This is a genomic window from Pseudomonas sp. NPDC096925, assembly GCF_044762545.1.
Lineage (GTDB): Bacteria > Pseudomonadota > Gammaproteobacteria > Pseudomonadales > Pseudomonadaceae > Aquipseudomonas.
This window is the reverse complement of record NZ_JBIWEM010000002.1, coordinates 546877-563509: the sequence shown is the minus strand read 5'-3', so window position 1 is coordinate 563509 and position 16633 is coordinate 546877. Positions and strand designations below refer to the sequence as shown.

Genomic DNA, 16633 nt, shown 5'->3' with positions numbered 1-16633 from the left:
GACAGAAAGATGGAATTCGCTTTCTACTTCGCATCCGGGATCGCCGTGGTCTCCACCCTTCGGGTGGTGACCGGCACCAACCCCGTGCACGCCTTGCTTTACCTGATCATTTCGCTGATTTCCGTGGCCATGATCTTCTTCGCCCTGGGTGCGCCGTTCGCCGGCGCCCTGGAAGTGATCGCCTACGCCGGCGCCATCATGGTGCTGTTCGTGTTCGTGGTGATGATGCTCAACCTCGGGCCGGCATCGGTCGCCCAGGAACGGGGCTGGCTCAAGCCCGGTATCTGGGCCGGGCCTGTGATCCTCGCCGCCCTGCTGCTGCTGGAGCTGCTGTACGTGCTGTTCGTCGCCCCGAGCGGCGCCGCCATCAGCGGTACCACCGTGGGCCCGAAAGCAGTCGGCATCAGCCTGTTCGGCCCGTACCTGCTGGTGGTCGAACTGGCGTCGATGCTGCTGCTGGCCGCGGCCGTCACCGCCTTCCACCTGGGCCGCAACGAGGCGAAGGAGTAAATCATGGGTGCTATCCCTCTCGAGCATGGTCTGGCGGTCGCCGGCATCCTGTTCTGCTTAGGTCTGGTTGGCCTGATGGTCCGCCGCAACATCCTCTTCGTGCTCATGAGCCTGGAAGTCATGATGAACGCCTCTGCCCTGGCGTTCGTCGTCGCCGGTGCCCGTTGGGTCCAGCCCGACGGCCAGGTGATGTTCATTCTGGTGATCAGCCTGGCAGCCGCCGAGGCCAGTATTGGCCTGGCCATCCTGCTGCAGCTGTATCGCCGCTTCCACACTCTCGACATCGATGCTGCCAGTGAGATGCGCGGATGAACCTTCTCTTCCTGACTTTCGTCTTCCCCCTCGTCGGCTTCCTGCTGCTGTCGTTCTCGCGCGGGCGGTTCTCGGAGAACCTGTCGGCCCTGATCGGCGTCGGCTCGGTAGGCCTTTCGGCCGCCACCGCCGCTTACGTCATCTGGCAATTCAACGTCGCCCCGCCTGAAGGCGGCGCGTACAGCCAGCTGCTGTGGCAGTGGATGTCGGTGGACGGCTTCGCGCCGAACTTCACCCTGTACCTGGACGGCCTGTCGGTCACCATGCTCGGCGTGGTCACCGGTGTCGGCTTCCTGATCCACCTGTTCGCGTCCTGGTACATGCGTGGCGAAGCGGGCTACTCGCGATTCTTCGCGTACACCAACCTGTTCATCGCCAGCATGCTGTTCCTGGTGCTGGGCGACAACCTGCTGTTCATCTACTTCGGCTGGGAAGGCGTGGGCCTGTGCTCGTACCTGTTGATCGGTTTCTACTACAGCAACCGCAACAACGGTAACGCGGCACTCAAGGCGTTCATCGTCACTCGTATCGGCGACGTGTTCATGGCCATCGGCCTGTTCATCCTGTTCGTCCAGCTGGGTACCCTGAACGTGCAGGAACTGCTGGTGCTGGCACCGCAGAAGTTCCAGGCTGGCGACACCTGGATGGTGCTGGCTACGCTGATGCTGCTGGGTGGTGCGGTCGGTAAATCGGCCCAGCTGCCACTGCAGACCTGGCTGGCCGACGCGATGGCCGGCCCGACTCCGGTCTCCGCGCTGATCCACGCGGCAACCATGGTGACCGCGGGCGTGTACCTGATCGCCCGTACCAACGGCCTGTTCCTGCTGGCACCGGACATCCTGCACCTGGTAGGCGTGGTCGGTGGCGTGACCCTGGTACTGGCCGGCTTCGCCGCGCTGGTGCAGACCGACATCAAGCGTATCCTCGCCTACTCGACCATGAGCCAGATCGGCTACATGTTCCTGGCCCTGGGCGTTGGCGCCTGGGACGCGGCGATCTTCCACCTGATGACCCACGCCTTCTTCAAGGCCCTGCTGTTCCTTGCCTCCGGTGCGGTAATCGTTGCCTGCCACCACGAGCAGGACATCTTCAAGATGGGTGGCCTGTGGAAGAAACTGCCGCTGGCCTACGCCAGCTTCGTGGTCGGTGGTGCTGCCCTGGCTGCCCTGCCGATCGTGACCGTGGGCTTCTACTCCAAGGACGAGATCCTCTGGGAAGCCTTCGCCAGCGGCAACACCGGCCTGCTGTACGCCGGCCTGGTCGGTGCGTTCATGACCTCGCTGTACACCTTCCGCCTGATCTTCATCGCCTTCCACGGCGAAGCCAAGACCGAAGCCCACGCTGGCCACGGCATCAGCCACTGGCTGCCGCTGGGCGTGCTGATCGTGCTGTCGACCTTCGTCGGCGCCTGGATCACCCCGCCGCTGGCCGGTGTACTGCCTGAAAGCGCCGGCCACGCCGGTGGCGAAGCCAAGCACGCGCTGGAGCTCACTTCGGGCGCCATCGCCATCGCCGGTATCCTGCTGTCGGCCCTGCTGTTCCTGGGCAAGCGCCGTTTCGTCAGCGCCGTCGCCAACAGCGGTATCGGTCGTGTCCTGTCGGCCTGGTGGTTCGCTGCCTGGGGCTTCGACTGGATCTACGACAAGCTGTTCGTCAAACCTTACCTGCTGATCAGCCACATCCTGCGCAAGGATCCGGTTGACCGCAGCATCGGCCTGATCCCTCGCCTGGCTCGCGGCGGCCACGTCGCCATGAGCAAGACCGAGACCGGCCAGCTGCGCTGGTACACCGCTTCGATCGCCGTTGGCGCAGTGCTGGTACTCGGCGCTGTGGTAGTGGCCGCGGTATGACCATGAACTTTGCGAACCTTGCGACCCTGCAAAAGGAAACGAACCCGTCATGATTTTGCCTTGGCTGATCCTGATCCCCTTCATCGGCGGCTTCCTGTGCTGGCTGGGTGAGCGCTTCGGCGCCACCCTGCCGCGCTGGATCGCGCTGCTGACCATGTCCCTGCTGCTCGGCATCGGCCTGTGGCTGTGGGGTAACGGCGACTACACCCTGGCCCCCGCTCCGGGCGCCGAGCCTGCCTGGGCCCTGGAATACAAAGTCCAGTGGATCCAGCGCTTCGGCATCAGCATCCACCTGGCCCTCGACGGCCTGTCGCTGCTGATGATCCTGCTCACCGGCCTGCTCGGTGTGCTGTCGGTACTGTGCTCCTGGAAAGAGATCCAGCGCCACGTCGGCTTCTTCCACCTCAACCTGATGTGGATCCTCGGCGGCGTGGTCGGTGTGTTCCTGGCCCTGGACCTGTTCCTGTTCTTCTTCTTCTGGGAAATGATGCTGGTGCCGATGTATTTCCTCATCGCGCTCTGGGGTCACAGCTCCGCGGACGGCAAGAAGACCCGGATCTACGCCGCTACCAAGTTCTTCATCTTCACCCAGGCCAGCGGCCTGATCATGCTGGTGGCGATCCTCGGCCTGGTGCTGGTCAACTACACCAACACCGGCGTGATCACCTTCAACTACAGCGATCTGCTCAAGGCCGAACTGCCAGCCGGTACCGAGTACCTGCTGATGCTGGGCTTCTTCATCGCCTTCGCGGTGAAGCTGCCGGTAGTGCCGTTCCACTCCTGGCTGCCTGACGCCCACGCCCAGGCACCGACCGCAGGTTCCGTGGACCTGGCCGGTATCTTGCTGAAGACTGCGGCCTATGGCCTGCTGCGCTTTGCCCTGCCGCTGTTCCCGAATGCCTCGGCCGAGTTTGCACCAATCGCCATGACCCTGGGCCTGATCGGTATCTTCTACGGTGCCTTCCTGGCCTTCGCGCAAACCGACATCAAGCGCCTGGTCGCCTTCTCCAGCGTCTCGCACATGGGCTTCGTGCTGATCGGTATCTACTCCGGCAGCCAGCAGGCCCTGCAAGGCGCGGTGATCCAGATGCTGGCCCACGGCCTGTCGGCTGCCGCGCTGTTCATCCTGGCCGGCCAGCTGTACGAGCGCCTGCACACTCGTGACATGCGCCAGATGGGTGGCCTGTGGCACCGCATCGCCTACCTGCCGGCCATCAGCCTGTTCTTCGCCGCCGCCTCCCTGGGCCTGCCCGGTACCGGCAACTTCGTCGGCGAGTTCCTGATCCTGATCGGCAGCTTCGCCAGCGTGCCGTGGATCACCGTGATCGCCACCACTGGCCTGGTGTTCGGTTCGGTGTACTCGCTGATCATGATCCACCGCGCCTACTTCGGCCCGGCCAAGACCGACTCCGTGCTGGCCGGCATGGACGGTCGCGAGCTGATCATGGTCCTGGGTCTGGCGGTACTGCTGATCCTGCTGGGCGTGTATCCGCAGCCGTTCCTCGACACCTCTGCCGCCACCATGAGTGGTGTGCAGCAGTGGCTCGGTTCCGCTTTCACTCAACTCGCTTCGGCCCGGTAAGAGCGCTATGGAATTCACCACTCAACACTTCATCGCATTGGCGCCGATGCTGATCACCACCATCACCACGGTGGTGGTGATGCTGGCGATCGCCTGGAAGCGCAACCACTCGCAGACCTTCCTGCTGTCCACCGTGGGCCTCAACCTGGCCCTGCTGTCGATCCTGCCGGCGCTGAAGGTTGCGCCGCTGGCGGTCACCCCGCTGATCACCATCGACAAGTTCGCCTGCCTGTACATGGCCATCATCCTGGTGGCGACGCTGGCCTGCGTCACCCTCGCCCACGCCTACCTCGGCGAAGGCTCCAAGGGCTTCCCGGGCAACCGTGAAGAACTGTACCTGCTGCTGTTGATGTCGGCCCTCGGTGGCCTGGTGCTGGTCAGCGCCAATCACCTGGCCGGCCTGTTCATCGGCCTGGAGCTGCTGTCGGTACCGGTCTACGGCCTGGTAGCGTATGCCTTCTTCAACAAGCGCTCGCTGGAAGCCGGCATCAAGTACATGGTGCTGTCGGCCGCAGGCTCGGCCTTCCTGTTGTTCGGCATGGCCCTGCTGTACGCCGACGCTGGCAGCCTGAGCTTCGACCAGATCGGCAAGGCCCTGGCCGCCACCAGCATGCCAAGCCTGGTGGCCCAGCTGGGCCTGGGCATGATGCTGGTCGGCCTGGCCTTCAAGCTGTCGCTGGTACCGTTCCACCTGTGGACCCCGGACGTGTATGAAGGCGCCCCGGCACCGGTCGCCGCCTTCCTGGCCACTGCCAGCAAGGTCGCAGTGTTCGCCGTGGTCGTGCGCCTGTTCATGCTCTCCCCTGCTGCCAGCAGCGGCGTGCTGAGCACCGTACTGGCGGTGATTGCCGTGGCCTCGATCCTGATCGGTAACCTGCTGGCACTGACCCAGAGCAACCTCAAGCGCCTGCTCGGTTACTCGTCCATCGCCCACTTCGGCTACCTGGTCATCGCCCTGGTCGCCAGCAAGGGCCTGGCCCTGGAAGCCATGGGCGTTTACCTGGTCACCTACGTGATCACCAGCCTGGGCGCCTTCGGCGTCATCACCCTGATGTCCTCGCCTTACGGCGGCCGTGACGCCGATGCGCTGTACGAGTACCGCGGCCTGTTCTGGCGCCGTCCGTACCTGACTGCGGTACTGACCGTGATGATGCTGTCGCTGGCGGGTATCCCGCTGACCGCCGGCTTCATCGGCAAGTTCTACATCATTGCCACTGGCGTGGAGTCGCACCTGTGGTGGCTGGTCGGTGCCCTGGTGATCGGTAGCGCCATCGGCGTTTACTACTACCTGCGCGTCATGGTCACCCTGTACCTGGTCGAGCCGAACCTGCGTCGCCACGACGCCCCGCTGAAGTGGGAGCAGCGCACCGGCGGTGTCATGCTGCTGGCTATCGCCATTCTCGCCTTCGTGCTGGGTGTGTACCCGCAACCGCTGCTGGAAATGGTCCAGCAAGCGGGCCTGCAACTGATCGGCTGATTGCCCCGGCAAAACAAGACACCCCGCTCATGCGGGGTGTTTTTTTATCTGCACACTTATTGTCCGTGAGCATGAAGGCTCATTCACCGGGCTTGTCCTGGCCGGCACCCGGCAACGCTGCCTTGCGCAAATCACCATTGGCCGAAGGCAGGTACACTTCCGGGTTGGGCATGCCGCTGGGCGAGAGTTCATGGGTCATTTCAAATTCGGCGCGCACTGACCAGCCACACGCTTCGGTGGTGCATTGCAAATAAGCGATCCGCAGGAAAATATGACGCCCTTCACTGGTGCGTATACGCATCCGGCTGTGGCAATGCGGGCAAACCAGCTTGTATGTACTCACGGCAAGTACCTGCAAGCATTGTTCAGGCATACCTTCTGTGGGAATGGTCGTCCAGTTTTGTCAGTATTAGCTGCATATGTAGGTGTATTCTTCAGTTTGATGCTTCTCATTGCAGAAATGCTCCTTAAAACGCAGGGCTGTATTCATAACGAGTAGTTTAAGCCCATGGAATATCATTAAACCAGTCATGGATATTTGTTATGAGTACCAATGTACTTGCTTCGGTTTTGGCCAGACTGAAGCTTCTGACCGCTACGGAATCTGATGCCGAGCTGTCCAGAGCACTGTCGATCAGCCCGCAAACGTTGAGCAGCTGGAAGGTGCGCGACAGCATTCCGTATTCGCTTTGCATAGATGTCGCCAGGCAATATGCATGCTCACTGGACTGGCTTCTGCTGGGCGAACCCGAGCGACCTCGCACATACCAGGACGAAGAAGGCTGGGAATGCGACATGCTCGCGCGCCTGCGCACCTTGTCGCTTGCCGATCGCCAAGCCGTTCTCCTGCTGGTTCAGGACAAACAACGCATCCAGCAGCTGGAACGGCAATTGAGCGCACTGACCAGTCGCTTGCCCAACGCCACCAGCGGCTAGCCCCGGCGGCGCCAGCGCTGGATGAGTTCGCGCGGGTCGAGCGTATCCAGCCAGACCATCACCTTGAGGCTGATGGGGATCACCACCACGGCAGCCACGAACGCCGCCATGCCACGGGTCAGCAACGGCGCCAGCGACGACACCAGCGGCTCGAACAGGTGGCCCACCCCCACGGTCACGAACACCAGCAACAGTTTCTTGCCCAGCGTGAGGCGCCTGGCCGTGTTGGTGATCAACCGATCGCGCGCCGCACTCACCAGCAAAGCCCCCAGAAACGCGGCGAACAATACATTGCCATCCACGCCCAGCAACACCACCAGCGCCGAGGTCAAACTGTCGAGTACAGATTCCTCAGCCATGGGCAGCCCTCCGGCGCGCAATGGGCAGGTAGGCGGTCGAGCCGAGGTTATACAGGACAGCGGCTTCGACAAAGCGGATGTAGCACACCCGCAATGCACGCCCCTGGTCATGCCCGGCCACATCCTCGAGGCGCTTGTAGCCCCGTTCTCGCAACACCGCGCGCCAGCGCGCGAATTCGCGGGCTGCATCGATGGCGGCGCAGCGTGCGGCCACTTCCAGCGCGGCCTCACTGACAGGCCGCCGCAGGTTCAGCCGCTCACGCAGCCTGCCCAGGTCCAGCCGTGGCCAGAACGGATCATGGCAATCGGCAAAGCGCGGTAACCGAGGATCGTTGTCCATGCTCCCCCCTCACTGCTCGGCTAGCATGCCGTAGCGAATGGCCTTGATCACCGCTGCCACCCGGGTGGGCACATCGAACTTGCGCAGGATGTTCGACACATGGAAATTCACCGTCGATTCCTTGCATGCCAGGATCTGGCCAATCTCCCACGAGCTCTTGCCGTAGGCACACCACAACAGCACTTGCCGTTCACGTGGCGTCAGGCGAACCGGGGCGTCCGCCAGGGGTTGCTGCGAGTGTCGTGCGTTGTCAGTCATGTTTGAACTCCACGGGTGATTGAGCGAGGCATCGCTGCCGATCTGCAGTCACCTTACGAAGCGCGGGCCGCCCTACTCCACCGCTGCGGCTTGTAAAGAACTTTCGTACAGAACCGTCTGACGAAGGTTGCACGAGATTTGCCGACTTTCTTCGTGCTCCAAGCGGCATTTCGCTCGTCTCAACGCCGTTGTCCATTCGCCTTTCGCCTGGAGTCGTACAATGCGTTGCGTTTTGCCCCTACCATCCTGCCTCGGCCTGCTGGCTGCTTTTGCGGCCACCCAGCCCGCCCTGGCGGCACCTGCGGTCGAGTTGGGCCAGGTGCTGATCACCGATGAGGAGCAGAACGACCTGAGTGCAGCCAGCGAACGCCTGCGCGAAGTGCCGGGTGCCAGCAACCTGGTGGACATGCAGCGCGTGGGGCAAGGCCGGGTGGCCAGCAACCAGGACGTACTGGCCTACCAGCCTGGGGTGTTCGCCCAGTCGGCGGGCAACGATGGCATCAAGCTGTCGATCCGCGGTTCGGGCATCAACCGCGCACCGGGGGCCCATGGTTCCGGGGTGTACACGATGTTCGACGGCCTGCCCCTGACCGGCCCGGGCGGTACGCCCTACGAACTGTTCGAGCCGCTGTGGCTGAGCCGTGCCGATGTGCTGCGCGGCGCCAATGGCTTCGACCAGGGCGCCCTCGCCCTTGGTGGTGCGATCAACTACGTCACCCACACAGGCTACGACGCCGCCCCGCTGCAGGTGCGCTACGAAGTCGGCAGCCGCGGCTACCAGCACCGGCACATCAGCTCGGGGCAGGTGCTGGGCAACCTTGACTACTACGTGGCCCTGACCGATTCGGAATATGACGGCTACCAGGCGCACAGCAGCGGCAGTGCCAAGGGCGTTGCCGCCAATGTCGGCTACCGCTTCAACCCGAACCTGGAAACCCGCTTCTACCTGCGCTACCGGGAAACCGAGAACCAGCTGGCCGGGCGCCTGACCAAGGAGCAGATCAAGCACCACCCACGCGCGGCCAACCCGGCCTACCTGGCCCGCGACGACAGCCGGCCGCAACCGGGCAGTACCTGGGCAGGCAACAAGACCACCTTCTACCTCGACGACGATGCGCGCCTGGAAGCCGGCCTGGTCTACCACGACTACCCGATGGACCTGCGCGAAGGCCCGATGCGCCTGAAGGTGGCCTACACCGATGTCAGCGGCACCTTGAACTACTTCCGTCGCGACACCTTGTTCGGCCACGAGAGCAAGACCACCATCGGCTGGCGCACCACCAAGCACCTGCCCAACAGCGGTGCATCGCAGTTCACCCGCAATGGCGACGTGTTCGGTGAGCGCACCCGTGACTTCACCTACCAGGGCTCGGACACGGTGCTGCATGTGGGCAATGACCTGGAACTGGTACCCGACCTGTGGCTGACCACAGGCCTGGCGATGATCTACACCCGCCGTGAAAGTGATGTCACTTTCCCTGCCGAGGGCGGCAAGGTGAGCATGCATGACTGGGACTACGCGCCACGCCTTGGGCTGCGCTATGACATCAGCCCGGACCTGCAGGTGTACGGCAACCTGAGTCGCTCGGTCGAGCCACCTCACCCGTGGTCGCTGATCTGGAGCTCGCCCAAAGTAGGCGGCAAGCAGATCCAGCCGATCGAGATGCAGAACCAGACCGCCACGACCCTGGAGCTGGGCGCGCGTGGCGATTCGGAGCTTGGCCGCTGGGACCTGGCCTGGTACTACTCGCAAGTGCGCCACGAGCTGCTGGCCGTGGAAGTGGTGCCGAACTTCACCTCGGAATTCAACGCCAGCCCCACCGTGCACCAGGGCGTGGAGGCAGGCCTCGACAGTACCCTGTGGGAACGCGCCGGTACTGGCAAGCTCAGCCTGCGTCAGGCCTATACCTTCAGTGACTTCCACTTCCGTGATGACGACAAGTTCGGCGACAACCGCCTGCCGGGCATCCCCATGCACTACTACCAGGCCGAGCTGCGCTATGACTGGCCGAGCGGCTTCTATGCCGGGGTGAATACGCAGATGGCGTCGAAGGTGCAGGTGGACTACGCCAACAGCTACCACGCCGATGAATATGCCTTGCTCGGCGCGCGCCTGGGCTGGGACTCACCGAAACAGGACTGGCAGACCTGGCTGGACCTGCGCAACCTCACCAACAAGCGCTATGCGGCGACGGTGTCCCCTACCTATGATGCAGACTTGGACAAAGCCCGCTTGACCCCGGGCGAAGGGTTTGCCGTGTATGCCGGGGTTTCCTACAACTTCCGCTAGACCGCTGGGGCCGCTGTGCGGCCCATCGCCGGCAAGCCAGCTCCCACACCGACCGCATCGCACTCAAACCATGTGAATGTCCTGTAGAAGCAAATTGCCAAAGCCAACGCGATCACTGTGGGAGATTACCCAGCCCTTTGGGCTGCGCTGTCGCGCAGAGAACTCAGTGCGCAAGCAGTCCGTGTACCGTGTGGGAGCGGGCGTGCCCGCGAAGAATCCAACGCGGTGCCTGGCACCGGCTGCGCCGGTGTTCGCGGGCACGCCCGCTCCCACAGGGTCACCGCCAATTCAATGAGTTATGTGTTGTTCTATGAGAGCTGGCTTGCCGGCGATGGGCTGCGCAGCAACCCCATTGAAAGCTGACACCGAATGGGCAGGTATCAAACCGCCCTGTTCAACTTCACCCAGGAAGCGAACTTGTCAATGAACGCCTGCAAGAACGGCCGGGCCTTGTCGTTGAGCTTGCCCGAATCCTCGAACAGGCTCGCCGCGCCGCCAATGTAGGCCTCTGGCATCTGCATGCACGGCATGTCCAGAAACACCAGCGACTGGCGCACGGCATGGTTGGCGCCAAAGCCACCAATGGCCCCCGGCGACACACTGACCACCGCCGCCGGCTTGCCACTCCAGGCGCTTTGCCCGTAAGGCCGCGAGCCCACATCAATGGCATTCTTCAGGCCGCCAGGCACCGAGCGATTGTACTCCGGGGTGACGAACAGCACCGCATCACTGCGGCGGATCTCTTCGCGAAAACGCTTCCACGCGTCCGGCGCTTCGGCCTCGACATCCTCGTTGTACAACGGCAAATCACCTATCTCGACGATTTTCAGGGCAAGGCTGGACGGCGCCAGCTCCGATAGTGCGCGGGCGACCTTGCGGTTGTAGGAGTCCTTGCGCAAGCTACCGACGACCACCGCTACCGAATACACCTGGCTCATGGCAATTTCCAACCTCTGCTGGCTAAAGGGACGTTGTAGTTATAGATGACCGTTCCTCGTCGCTTTGGTTTTTTTTCCGCAGGGCGAAAACTTCCGACGCTGTTCCACGGTCTATGCCTGCAGACATTTCCCACGTAATTCAGAGGTTTCCAACCAAATGGCAGCAGTAATGGTCGGCCAGTTCCATGCCCGTGACGCCGAAGGCCGCATCTACCCCGTGCACGAGTTCCAGGAGTCGACCCTGCAATCCGACGGCAGCACGCTGGGCGTTCCCATCACCACCTATCGCCTGGCCATCGGCGACAAGGTCAACCACCTGGGTGAAAACCGCTTCGAACTGGCGCGCAGCGGCGTCGAGATCATTCGCATTCCTTGATGCAGTCCACCGTGTAGCGGCCACTTTCGTTCTGCAGGCCATGCACGTCGGCGACAAACCCAGGGAAGCCCTGGTTGAACGCCCGGGCGAATGCCAGGTAATCGAGTATCGAGCGGGTCGCCTCGGTGAACCGCTCCCCCGGCATGATCAACGGAATACCCGGCGGGTACGGTACCAGCATCACCGCAGCCACCCGTCCCGACAACGCCTCGATCGGCACCGCCTCCACCTCACCGCGCACCATCTGGTCATAGGCACGTGCCGGGCTCACGGCCACCTCCGGCAAGCGCGTGAACAGCCGCTTCAGCTGCTTGGCCGTGGCATTGGCGCGGTAGCAGCCATGCAACTGGTCGCACAGGTCGCGCAGGCCCATGCCCTGGTAGCGTGAGGCATCGGCAGCCACCACGCTCGGCAGGCAGTTGCTCAGGGCGGTATTGCCGTCATAGTGGCGCTTGAACTCCAGCAACTCGGTAAGCAAGGTACTCCACTTGCCCTTGGTGATACCCATGGAGAACAGCACCAGGAAGCTGTAGAGGCCGGTTTTCTCCACCACCAGCCCCCGCTCCCAGAGGAACTTGCTGACCACCGCCGCCGGGATGCCATGCTCGCCCAGCGCACCGCCCGCGCTCAGGCCCGGCATTACCAGGGTCACCTTCAGCGGGTCGAGCAACACATAGTCGTCTGCCACCTCGCCAAAGCCATGCCACTCCGCCCCCGGCTGCAGCAGCCAGTCCTGCGCTGCCAGGCGGTGGATGCCCTCGGCGTTCGGCGGCTGCCAGATGCTGAACCACCAGTCGTCGGCGGCGATGTGCTCGCGCAGGTTGGCCAAGGCACGGCGAAAGCTCAGCGCCTCGTCGAACATTTCTTGCAGCAGCGAACGCCCGGCCGGCCCTTCCATCATGGCCGAGGCCGCGTCCAGCGAGGCGAGGATGCTGTACTGCGGTGATGTCGAGATGTGCATCATGAACGCTTCGTTGAAGCGGTCACGGTCCAGCTGGCGCCTGGCCCCGTCCTGTACATGAATCATCGAGGCCTGGCTGAACGCAGCCAGTAGCTTGTGGGTGGAGTGAGTGCTGAACACCAGCGGGCTGTCTGCCGCACAGGCCGTGCCCATGGCATAGCGCCCGGTGAAGAACTCGTGGAACGCCGCATAGGCGAACCAGGCCTCGTCGAAGTGCAACACCTCGACACTCGCGCCCAGGGTCTGCTTGATCAGCCCGGCGTGGTAACACAGGCCGTCGTAGGTGGAGTTGGTCACCACCGCCAGCTTGATACGCTGCCCGCGATCATGGGCAAGGGGGTTGGCCTGGATCTTCGCCTGGATCGCCTCGGGGCTGAACTCGCTGAGCGGGATAGGGCCGATGATGCCCAGCTCGTTGCGCTCGGGGCACAGGTAAAGCGGAATGGCACCGGTCATGATGATCGCGTGCACCACCGATTTGTGGCAGTTGCGGTCCACCAGCACCAGGTCGTCGCGGCCGACCATGGCGTGCCAGACGATCTTGTTGGCCGTGGAGGTGCCATTGATGACGAAGAAGGTGTGGTCGGCACCGAAGTTGCGCGCGGCCCTGGCCTCGGCTTCGGCCAAGGGGCCGGTGTGATCGAGCAGCGAGCCCAGTTCCGGCACGGAAACGGACAGGTCCGAGCGCAGGGTGTTTTCCCCGAAGAACTGGTGAAAGGCCTGGCCCACCGGGCTTTTGCGGTAGGCCACACCACCGCCGTGGCCCGGGGTGTGCCAGGAATAGTTGGACTGCGCGGTGTGCTGCACCAGGGCCTTGAAGAACGGTGGCAGCAGGCCGTCGAGGTAAGCGTGTGCGGCACGCGCCACCTGGCGGGCGAGAAACGGCACGGTGTCTTCGAACAGGTAGAGAATGCCGCGCAGCTGGTTGAGCTCGCTCATGGCTTCGGCGGGGGCGTTTTCCAGGGTCACCTGTTCGCCCAAGGCGAAAATCGGCAGGTTGGGGGCGCGCAGGCGAGCCAGGCGGATCAGCTCGGCCATGTTCTGCAGCAGGTGGGTATTCTCGCCGACGCCCTCGGCGGCAATCAGCATGCAGGCCAGGCCATGGTGGGTGGCGGCGACCAGGCAGGCCTCGGCATGGTCGGCGGCGGCGAGGATGGCAAAGCCGTCCTGGCGCAATTCCTCGGCGATGCCCCGCACGCGCTCGCCAGCGACGCTGTCGGCCTTGATGGCCCGATGGACGATGAGGATGGGGAACTTGAGGTCCTTGTACATCAGGTGGCTACCTCCGAAGGACATGTCGTCCATTTCAGGGTAGTTGAGCCTTGTATTGCCTGTGCTGGCCTCTTCGCGGGTGAACCCGCTCCCACAGGTACCGCATTGCATTCAAGGCCAGTCGAATTCCTGTGGGAGCGGGCGCGCCCGCGAAGAAGCCGGTACAGGCGAAAGATCAGCCAGCAGGTGTCTCGGTCAGAGACTGCCACATGGACGGCCCGCCCGCCGACTTGGCAATGGCCGCCAGACGCTCGGCATGCGCTTCCAGCTCCTCGGCACTGGCCATGATCACCCGCCCGGGCGCCCGCCCGGTAATACGGCGAATCTCGCTGCCACCAGCACCCGACCCTTCACTCTCGGCTTCGGCCCCATGCCCGGCCAGCGACAGGCTGGTCTGGCCACCGGTCATCGCCAGGTAGACGTCAGCCAGCAATTCCGAGTCGAGCAATGCGCCGTGCAGTTCACGACCCGAGTTGTCGATGTCGTAGCGTTTGCACAGCGCGTCCAGGCTGTTGCGCTGCCCCGGGTGGCGCGAGCGCGCCAGCAGCAGGGTGTCGAGGATGGTGCAGTGCTGCGAAATGTCCGCGCGGTCCTGCTGGCCCAGCAAGGCAAATTCGTTGTTGATGAAGCCAACGTCGAACGTCGCGTTGTGGATGACCAGGGTGGCGCCCTGGATGAACTCGAAGAACTCCTCGGCGACATCGCCAAAGCGTGGCTTGCCGACCAGGAAGGCATCGGTGATGCCGTGGACGTTGATGGCGCCCTCGTCACTCTCGCGGTCCGGCTGCAGGTAGACGTGGAAGTGCCGCCCGGTCAGGCGCCGGCCGATGACCTCGACACAGCCGATCTCGATGATCCGGTGGCCTTCGCTGACCGGCATACCCGTGGTTTCGGTATCGAGAATGACGAACCGCTTATCTTGCTGCTGCTCCACGCGGGGCGCTCCAACTTGCATCAGTTACAAAGGCCGGAATTGTACCCCAGCTCAACGCTGGGCGCGCACCTCATCGACCCCACGGTTGGCCAGCTGGTCGGCGCGTTCGTTGCCGGGGTGGCCGATATGGCCACGCACCCACTTCCAGGTCACCTTGTGGCGGTTGACCTGCTCGTCCAGCTGCTGCCAAAGGTCGGCGTTCTTCACCGGTTCCTTGGCCGCGGTTTTCCAACCACGCTTCTTCCAGTTTACCATCCATTCGTTGATGCCTTTCATCACGTACTGCGAGTCGGTAGTCAGCACCACCTCGCATTCGCGCTTCAGCGCCATCAGCCCCTGGATCGCAGCCATCAGTTCCATGCGGTTGTTGGTGGTTTCGCGTTCGCCGCCCCACAGTTCCTTCTCGACGCCCTTGTAGATCATAAGGACGCCCCAGCCGCCTGGGCCAGGGTTGCCCTTGCAGGCACCATCGGTAAACATCTCGACGCTTTCGCTCATGTACCACTCATGTTCAGTGCTTTTCGGTATCCGGGTTGACCGCCGTGCGGTTGACCTTGGCCAGTGGCAGCGGCAGCAACTTGCCCATCGGCTCGCGACGCTCCGGGCGCAACGGCCGCAGGCCCACCACCATCTTGCGCGCCACCAGCAGGTATACCCCGCCGCCGGAACTCTGCCAGCCGCCGGCCAACCGCTCCCAGCCCGCCAGGCGTTGCTGCCAGGCCGGGGAGGCAAGCGGCGGACGATAGCACCCGAAGCGGCGTTTCTCCAGCGCGAAGCCCAGCAGGTTGAGCCAGTCGCCCACCCGCGACGGCGAGATGCAACGGGCCTTGCGCAGGGCGTCGTGGCTGAAGAAATGGCGCATGCCCCAACTGCTCCACGGGTTGATCCCGACGATCAGCAGGTGCCCGCCAGGGCGCACGGCGCTGGCCGCCTCGCGCAGCAGGCCATGGGGCGACAGGCAGAAATCCAGGCCATGCTGCAGCACCACCACGTCGGCGGCATGCTCGCTCAGCGGCCAGGCCTGCTCCTCGCAGACAATCTCCACCCCCGGCAGCGGCGCACCGAGGCGCACGTTGCGCTGCACCTGGGGCGCGCTGGGCGGCGGCTCGGCACAGGGCCCGTAGTGCACAAGGTAACCGCCGAAGAAGCGCCCGAGCTCTTCTTCCAGCAGTTTTTCCTCCTCCTTGAGCATCAGTTGGCCGAGTGGGCCATTGAACCACTCACGGGCCAGGCTGATCAGCTCGACCCAGTCCGGGTCGGCCTGGGCAAAGGCTTGGTCGGTCATTGCGCTCTCCCTCGAAGGTTCTCGCACCGCGCCATCGCGGCTAAGATGCCCTCATGTGCCACGCTAGGCGAATCGGATCCGCACCATGATACAGATCGATGCTCTCCCCGCTTTCTCCGACAACTACATCTGGTTGTTACAGGATACTGCCAAACGCCGCTGCGCGGTGGTCGATCCGGGTGACGCCGGCCCGGTGGAACGCTGGCTGTCAGCCAACCCCGAGTGGGTACTGAGCGACATCCTGGTCACCCACCACCACAACGACCACGTTGGCGGGGTGGAACGCCTCAAGCAACTGACCGGCGCGCGGGTCTGCGGCCCGGCCCAAGAACGCATTCCCTGCCGTGACCTGGCGCTGGACGAAGGCGACCAGGTGACCGTGCTGGGCGTGACCTTCCAGGTGCTGGCCGTGCCCGGCCATACCCTGGGGCATATCGCCTTGTTCAGCGACCAGCCGGCAACGCCGCTGCTGTTCAGCGGCGATACCCTGTTCGCCGCCGGTTGCGGGCGCATGTTCGAGGGCACCCCCGAACAGATGCAGCCCGCCCTCGCCCGCCTGGCGGCCCTGCCAGAGCAGACCGAGGTGTATTGCGCCCACGAATACACCTTGAGCAACCTGCGTTTCGCCAAGGCGGTGGAGCCCGGAAACCCGCATGTTCAGCAGCGGTTCGAAGACGTTACCCGTTTGCGCGCCGACAATCGCATCACCTTACCATCAACGATTGGCCTGGAACGCCTGACCAACCCCTTCCTGCGCACCTCTGAAACATTAGTTAAACAAAAAGCAGACGAATGGAAGGGGCATTCAAACCCCACGCATGTCGCTGTTTTTGCTGCCTTGAGGTCTTGGAAGGACACCTTCTGATAACCTCAAGATATATCGCAAGCGATGGTCAAAGGTTGACCAGGCCCGGAGCGGTTTCTAGAATCGCCGAAATTTTTCGCCCGGAAAC

The 16633-nt window shown here is 63.4% G+C and carries 18 protein-coding genes; 9 read left to right on the top strand and 9 right to left on the bottom strand.

Annotation, left to right across the window (positions count from 1 at the left end):
* Positions 1-9 precede the first annotated feature (9 nt).
* Genes nuoJ through nuoN form a run of 5 tightly spaced genes read left to right on the top strand, consistent with a single transcriptional unit; the run spans position 10 to position 5731 of the window.
* Complete coding sequence (gene nuoJ / locus ACIQYU_RS08540) at positions 10-510, top strand: NADH-quinone oxidoreductase subunit J (protein WP_063912672.1); 501 nt, start codon at positions 10-12, stop codon at positions 508-510.
* Positions 511-513: 3 nt separating this feature from the next.
* Entirely contained in the window at positions 514-822 is a 309-nt protein-coding gene (gene nuoK / locus ACIQYU_RS08535) for an NADH-quinone oxidoreductase subunit NuoK (protein ID WP_003251446.1), read from the top strand.
* Positions 819-2672 carry an NADH-quinone oxidoreductase subunit L gene (gene nuoL, locus ACIQYU_RS08530; protein ID WP_025339925.1) on the top strand — a complete coding sequence of 618 codons (1854 nt, stop codon included), beginning with the start codon at positions 819-821 and terminating at the stop codon, positions 2670-2672. Before nuoK ends, nuoL begins: the two co-directional genes overlap by 4 nt.
* 49 nt (positions 2673-2721) lie before the next feature.
* Complete coding sequence (gene nuoM / locus ACIQYU_RS08525; protein WP_207831024.1) at positions 2722-4254, top strand: NADH-quinone oxidoreductase subunit M; 1533 nt, start codon at positions 2722-2724, stop codon at positions 4252-4254.
* Positions 4255-4261: 7 nt separating this feature from the next.
* Positions 4262-5731: an NADH-quinone oxidoreductase subunit NuoN gene (nuoN, locus tag ACIQYU_RS08520; protein ID WP_025339926.1), complete on the top strand. Its 1470-nt coding sequence runs from the start codon at positions 4262-4264 to the stop codon at positions 5729-5731.
* A gap of 79 nt (positions 5732-5810) precedes the next feature.
* On the opposite strand, the gene ACIQYU_RS08515 is transcribed toward nuoN, so the two are convergent.
* A complete protein-coding gene (locus ACIQYU_RS08515) occupies positions 5811-6074 on the bottom strand; it encodes an ogr/Delta-like zinc finger family protein (RefSeq protein ID WP_207831280.1) in 264 nt (87 codons plus the stop codon).
* Positions 6075-6274: 200 nt separating this feature from the next.
* On the opposite strand from ACIQYU_RS08515, the gene ACIQYU_RS08510 reads away from it, so the two are divergent.
* Positions 6275-6667 carry a helix-turn-helix domain-containing protein gene (locus ACIQYU_RS08510; RefSeq protein WP_207831022.1) on the top strand — a complete coding sequence of 131 codons (393 nt, stop codon included), beginning with the start codon at positions 6275-6277 and terminating at the stop codon, positions 6665-6667.
* On the opposite strand, the gene ACIQYU_RS08505 is transcribed toward ACIQYU_RS08510, so the two are convergent.
* From ACIQYU_RS08505 to ACIQYU_RS08495, 3 genes are read right to left on the bottom strand one after another with little or no spacing between them, the layout of a single operon-like run.
* The gene (locus tag ACIQYU_RS08505) at positions 6664-7026 is read right to left on the bottom strand and encodes a hypothetical protein (RefSeq protein ID WP_207831020.1); all 363 of its coding nucleotides are present in this window, start codon (positions 7024-7026) and stop codon (positions 6664-6666) included. The two genes, ACIQYU_RS08510 and ACIQYU_RS08505, sit on opposite strands and share 4 nt — an antisense overlap.
* A complete protein-coding gene (locus ACIQYU_RS08500; RefSeq protein WP_207831019.1) occupies positions 7019-7366 on the bottom strand; it encodes a head completion/stabilization protein in 348 nt (115 codons plus the stop codon). The genes ACIQYU_RS08505 and ACIQYU_RS08500 overlap by 8 nt, the downstream gene beginning before the upstream one ends.
* 9 nt (positions 7367-7375) lie before the next feature.
* Entirely contained in the window at positions 7376-7624 is a 249-nt protein-coding gene (locus tag ACIQYU_RS08495) for a response regulator transcription factor (RefSeq protein ID WP_063912679.1), read from the bottom strand.
* A gap of 220 nt (positions 7625-7844) precedes the next feature.
* On the opposite strand from ACIQYU_RS08495, the gene ACIQYU_RS08490 reads away from it, so the two are divergent.
* Positions 7845-9914 carry a TonB-dependent receptor family protein gene (locus ACIQYU_RS08490; protein WP_402798981.1) on the top strand — a complete coding sequence of 690 codons (2070 nt, stop codon included), beginning with the start codon at positions 7845-7847 and terminating at the stop codon, positions 9912-9914.
* Positions 9915-10294: 380 nt separating this feature from the next.
* On the opposite strand, the gene ACIQYU_RS08485 is transcribed toward ACIQYU_RS08490, so the two are convergent.
* Positions 10295-10852, bottom strand: coding sequence for an NADPH-dependent FMN reductase (locus ACIQYU_RS08485; protein WP_207831015.1), 558 nt, complete (start codon positions 10850-10852; stop codon positions 10295-10297).
* Positions 10853-11009: 157 nt separating this feature from the next.
* Here ACIQYU_RS08485 and ACIQYU_RS08480 point away from each other — a divergent pair, with 157 nt between their 5' ends.
* The gene (locus ACIQYU_RS08480; RefSeq protein WP_207831012.1) at positions 11010-11228 is read left to right on the top strand and encodes a hypothetical protein; all 219 of its coding nucleotides are present in this window, start codon (positions 11010-11012) and stop codon (positions 11226-11228) included.
* Here the strand turns inward: ACIQYU_RS08480 and ACIQYU_RS08475 are convergent.
* From ACIQYU_RS08475 to ACIQYU_RS08460, 4 genes are all read right to left on the bottom strand, one after another.
* Positions 11212-13461 (bottom strand): Orn/Lys/Arg decarboxylase N-terminal domain-containing protein, encoded by a 2250-nt coding sequence (locus ACIQYU_RS08475; RefSeq protein ID WP_402799496.1) that lies wholly within the window; start codon positions 13459-13461, stop codon positions 11212-11214. The genes ACIQYU_RS08480 and ACIQYU_RS08475 overlap by 17 nt on opposite strands.
* Before the next feature lie 175 nt (positions 13462-13636).
* Positions 13637-14395: a DNA polymerase III subunit epsilon gene (gene dnaQ, locus ACIQYU_RS08470; RefSeq protein WP_207831009.1), complete on the bottom strand. Its 759-nt coding sequence runs from the start codon at positions 14393-14395 to the stop codon at positions 13637-13639.
* Positions 14396-14446: 51 nt separating this feature from the next.
* Positions 14447-14893, bottom strand: coding sequence for a ribonuclease HI (gene rnhA, locus ACIQYU_RS08465; RefSeq protein WP_016711609.1), 447 nt, complete (start codon positions 14891-14893; stop codon positions 14447-14449).
* Positions 14894-14906: 13 nt separating this feature from the next.
* Entirely contained in the window at positions 14907-15680 is a 774-nt protein-coding gene (locus ACIQYU_RS08460; RefSeq protein ID WP_207831006.1) for a class I SAM-dependent methyltransferase, read from the bottom strand.
* An 85-nt stretch (positions 15681-15765) separates the two neighbouring features.
* Here ACIQYU_RS08460 and gloB point away from each other — a divergent pair, with 85 nt between their 5' ends.
* Positions 15766-16545, top strand: a complete 780-nt coding sequence (gene gloB / locus ACIQYU_RS08455) for a hydroxyacylglutathione hydrolase (RefSeq protein WP_207831002.1) — start codon at positions 15766-15768, stop codon at positions 16543-16545.
* The last annotated feature ends 88 nt before the right edge of the window (positions 16546-16633 follow it).

Bases quoted from the DNA above. Each gene is read 5' to 3' on its own strand.
- nuoJ (WP_063912672.1), top strand. From the start codon at position 10: ATGGAATTCGCTTTCTACTTCGCATCCGGGATCGCCGTGGTCTCCACC.
- nuoK (WP_003251446.1), top strand. From the start codon at position 514: ATGGGTGCTATCCCTCTCGAGCATGGTCTGGCGGTCGCCGGCATCCTG.
- nuoL (WP_025339925.1), top strand. From the start codon at position 819: ATGAACCTTCTCTTCCTGACTTTCGTCTTCCCCCTCGTCGGCTTCCTG.
- nuoM (WP_207831024.1), top strand. From the start codon at position 2,722: ATGATTTTGCCTTGGCTGATCCTGATCCCCTTCATCGGCGGCTTCCTG.
- nuoN (WP_025339926.1), top strand. From the start codon at position 4,262: ATGGAATTCACCACTCAACACTTCATCGCATTGGCGCCGATGCTGATC.
- ACIQYU_RS08510 (WP_207831022.1), top strand. From the start codon at position 6,275: ATGAGTACCAATGTACTTGCTTCGGTTTTGGCCAGACTGAAGCTTCTG.
- ACIQYU_RS08505 (WP_207831020.1), bottom strand. From the start codon at position 7,026: ATGGCTGAGGAATCTGTACTCGACAGTTTGACCTCGGCGCTGGTGGTG.
- ACIQYU_RS08500 (WP_207831019.1), bottom strand. From the start codon at position 7,366: ATGGACAACGATCCTCGGTTACCGCGCTTTGCCGATTGCCATGATCCG.
- ACIQYU_RS08495 (WP_063912679.1), bottom strand. From the start codon at position 7,624: ATGACTGACAACGCACGACACTCGCAGCAACCCCTGGCGGACGCCCCG.
- ACIQYU_RS08490 (WP_402798981.1), top strand. From the start codon at position 7,845: ATGCGTTGCGTTTTGCCCCTACCATCCTGCCTCGGCCTGCTGGCTGCT.
- ACIQYU_RS08485 (WP_207831015.1), bottom strand. From the start codon at position 10,852: ATGAGCCAGGTGTATTCGGTAGCGGTGGTCGTCGGTAGCTTGCGCAAG.
- ACIQYU_RS08480 (WP_207831012.1), top strand. From the start codon at position 11,010: ATGGCAGCAGTAATGGTCGGCCAGTTCCATGCCCGTGACGCCGAAGGC.
- ACIQYU_RS08475 (WP_402799496.1), bottom strand. From the start codon at position 13,461: ATGTACAAGGACCTCAAGTTCCCCATCCTCATCGTCCATCGGGCCATC.
- rnhA (WP_016711609.1), bottom strand. From the start codon at position 14,893: ATGAGCGAAAGCGTCGAGATGTTTACCGATGGTGCCTGCAAGGGCAAC.
- ACIQYU_RS08460 (WP_207831006.1), bottom strand. From the start codon at position 15,680: ATGACCGACCAAGCCTTTGCCCAGGCCGACCCGGACTGGGTCGAGCTG.
- gloB (WP_207831002.1), top strand. From the start codon at position 15,766: ATGATACAGATCGATGCTCTCCCCGCTTTCTCCGACAACTACATCTGG.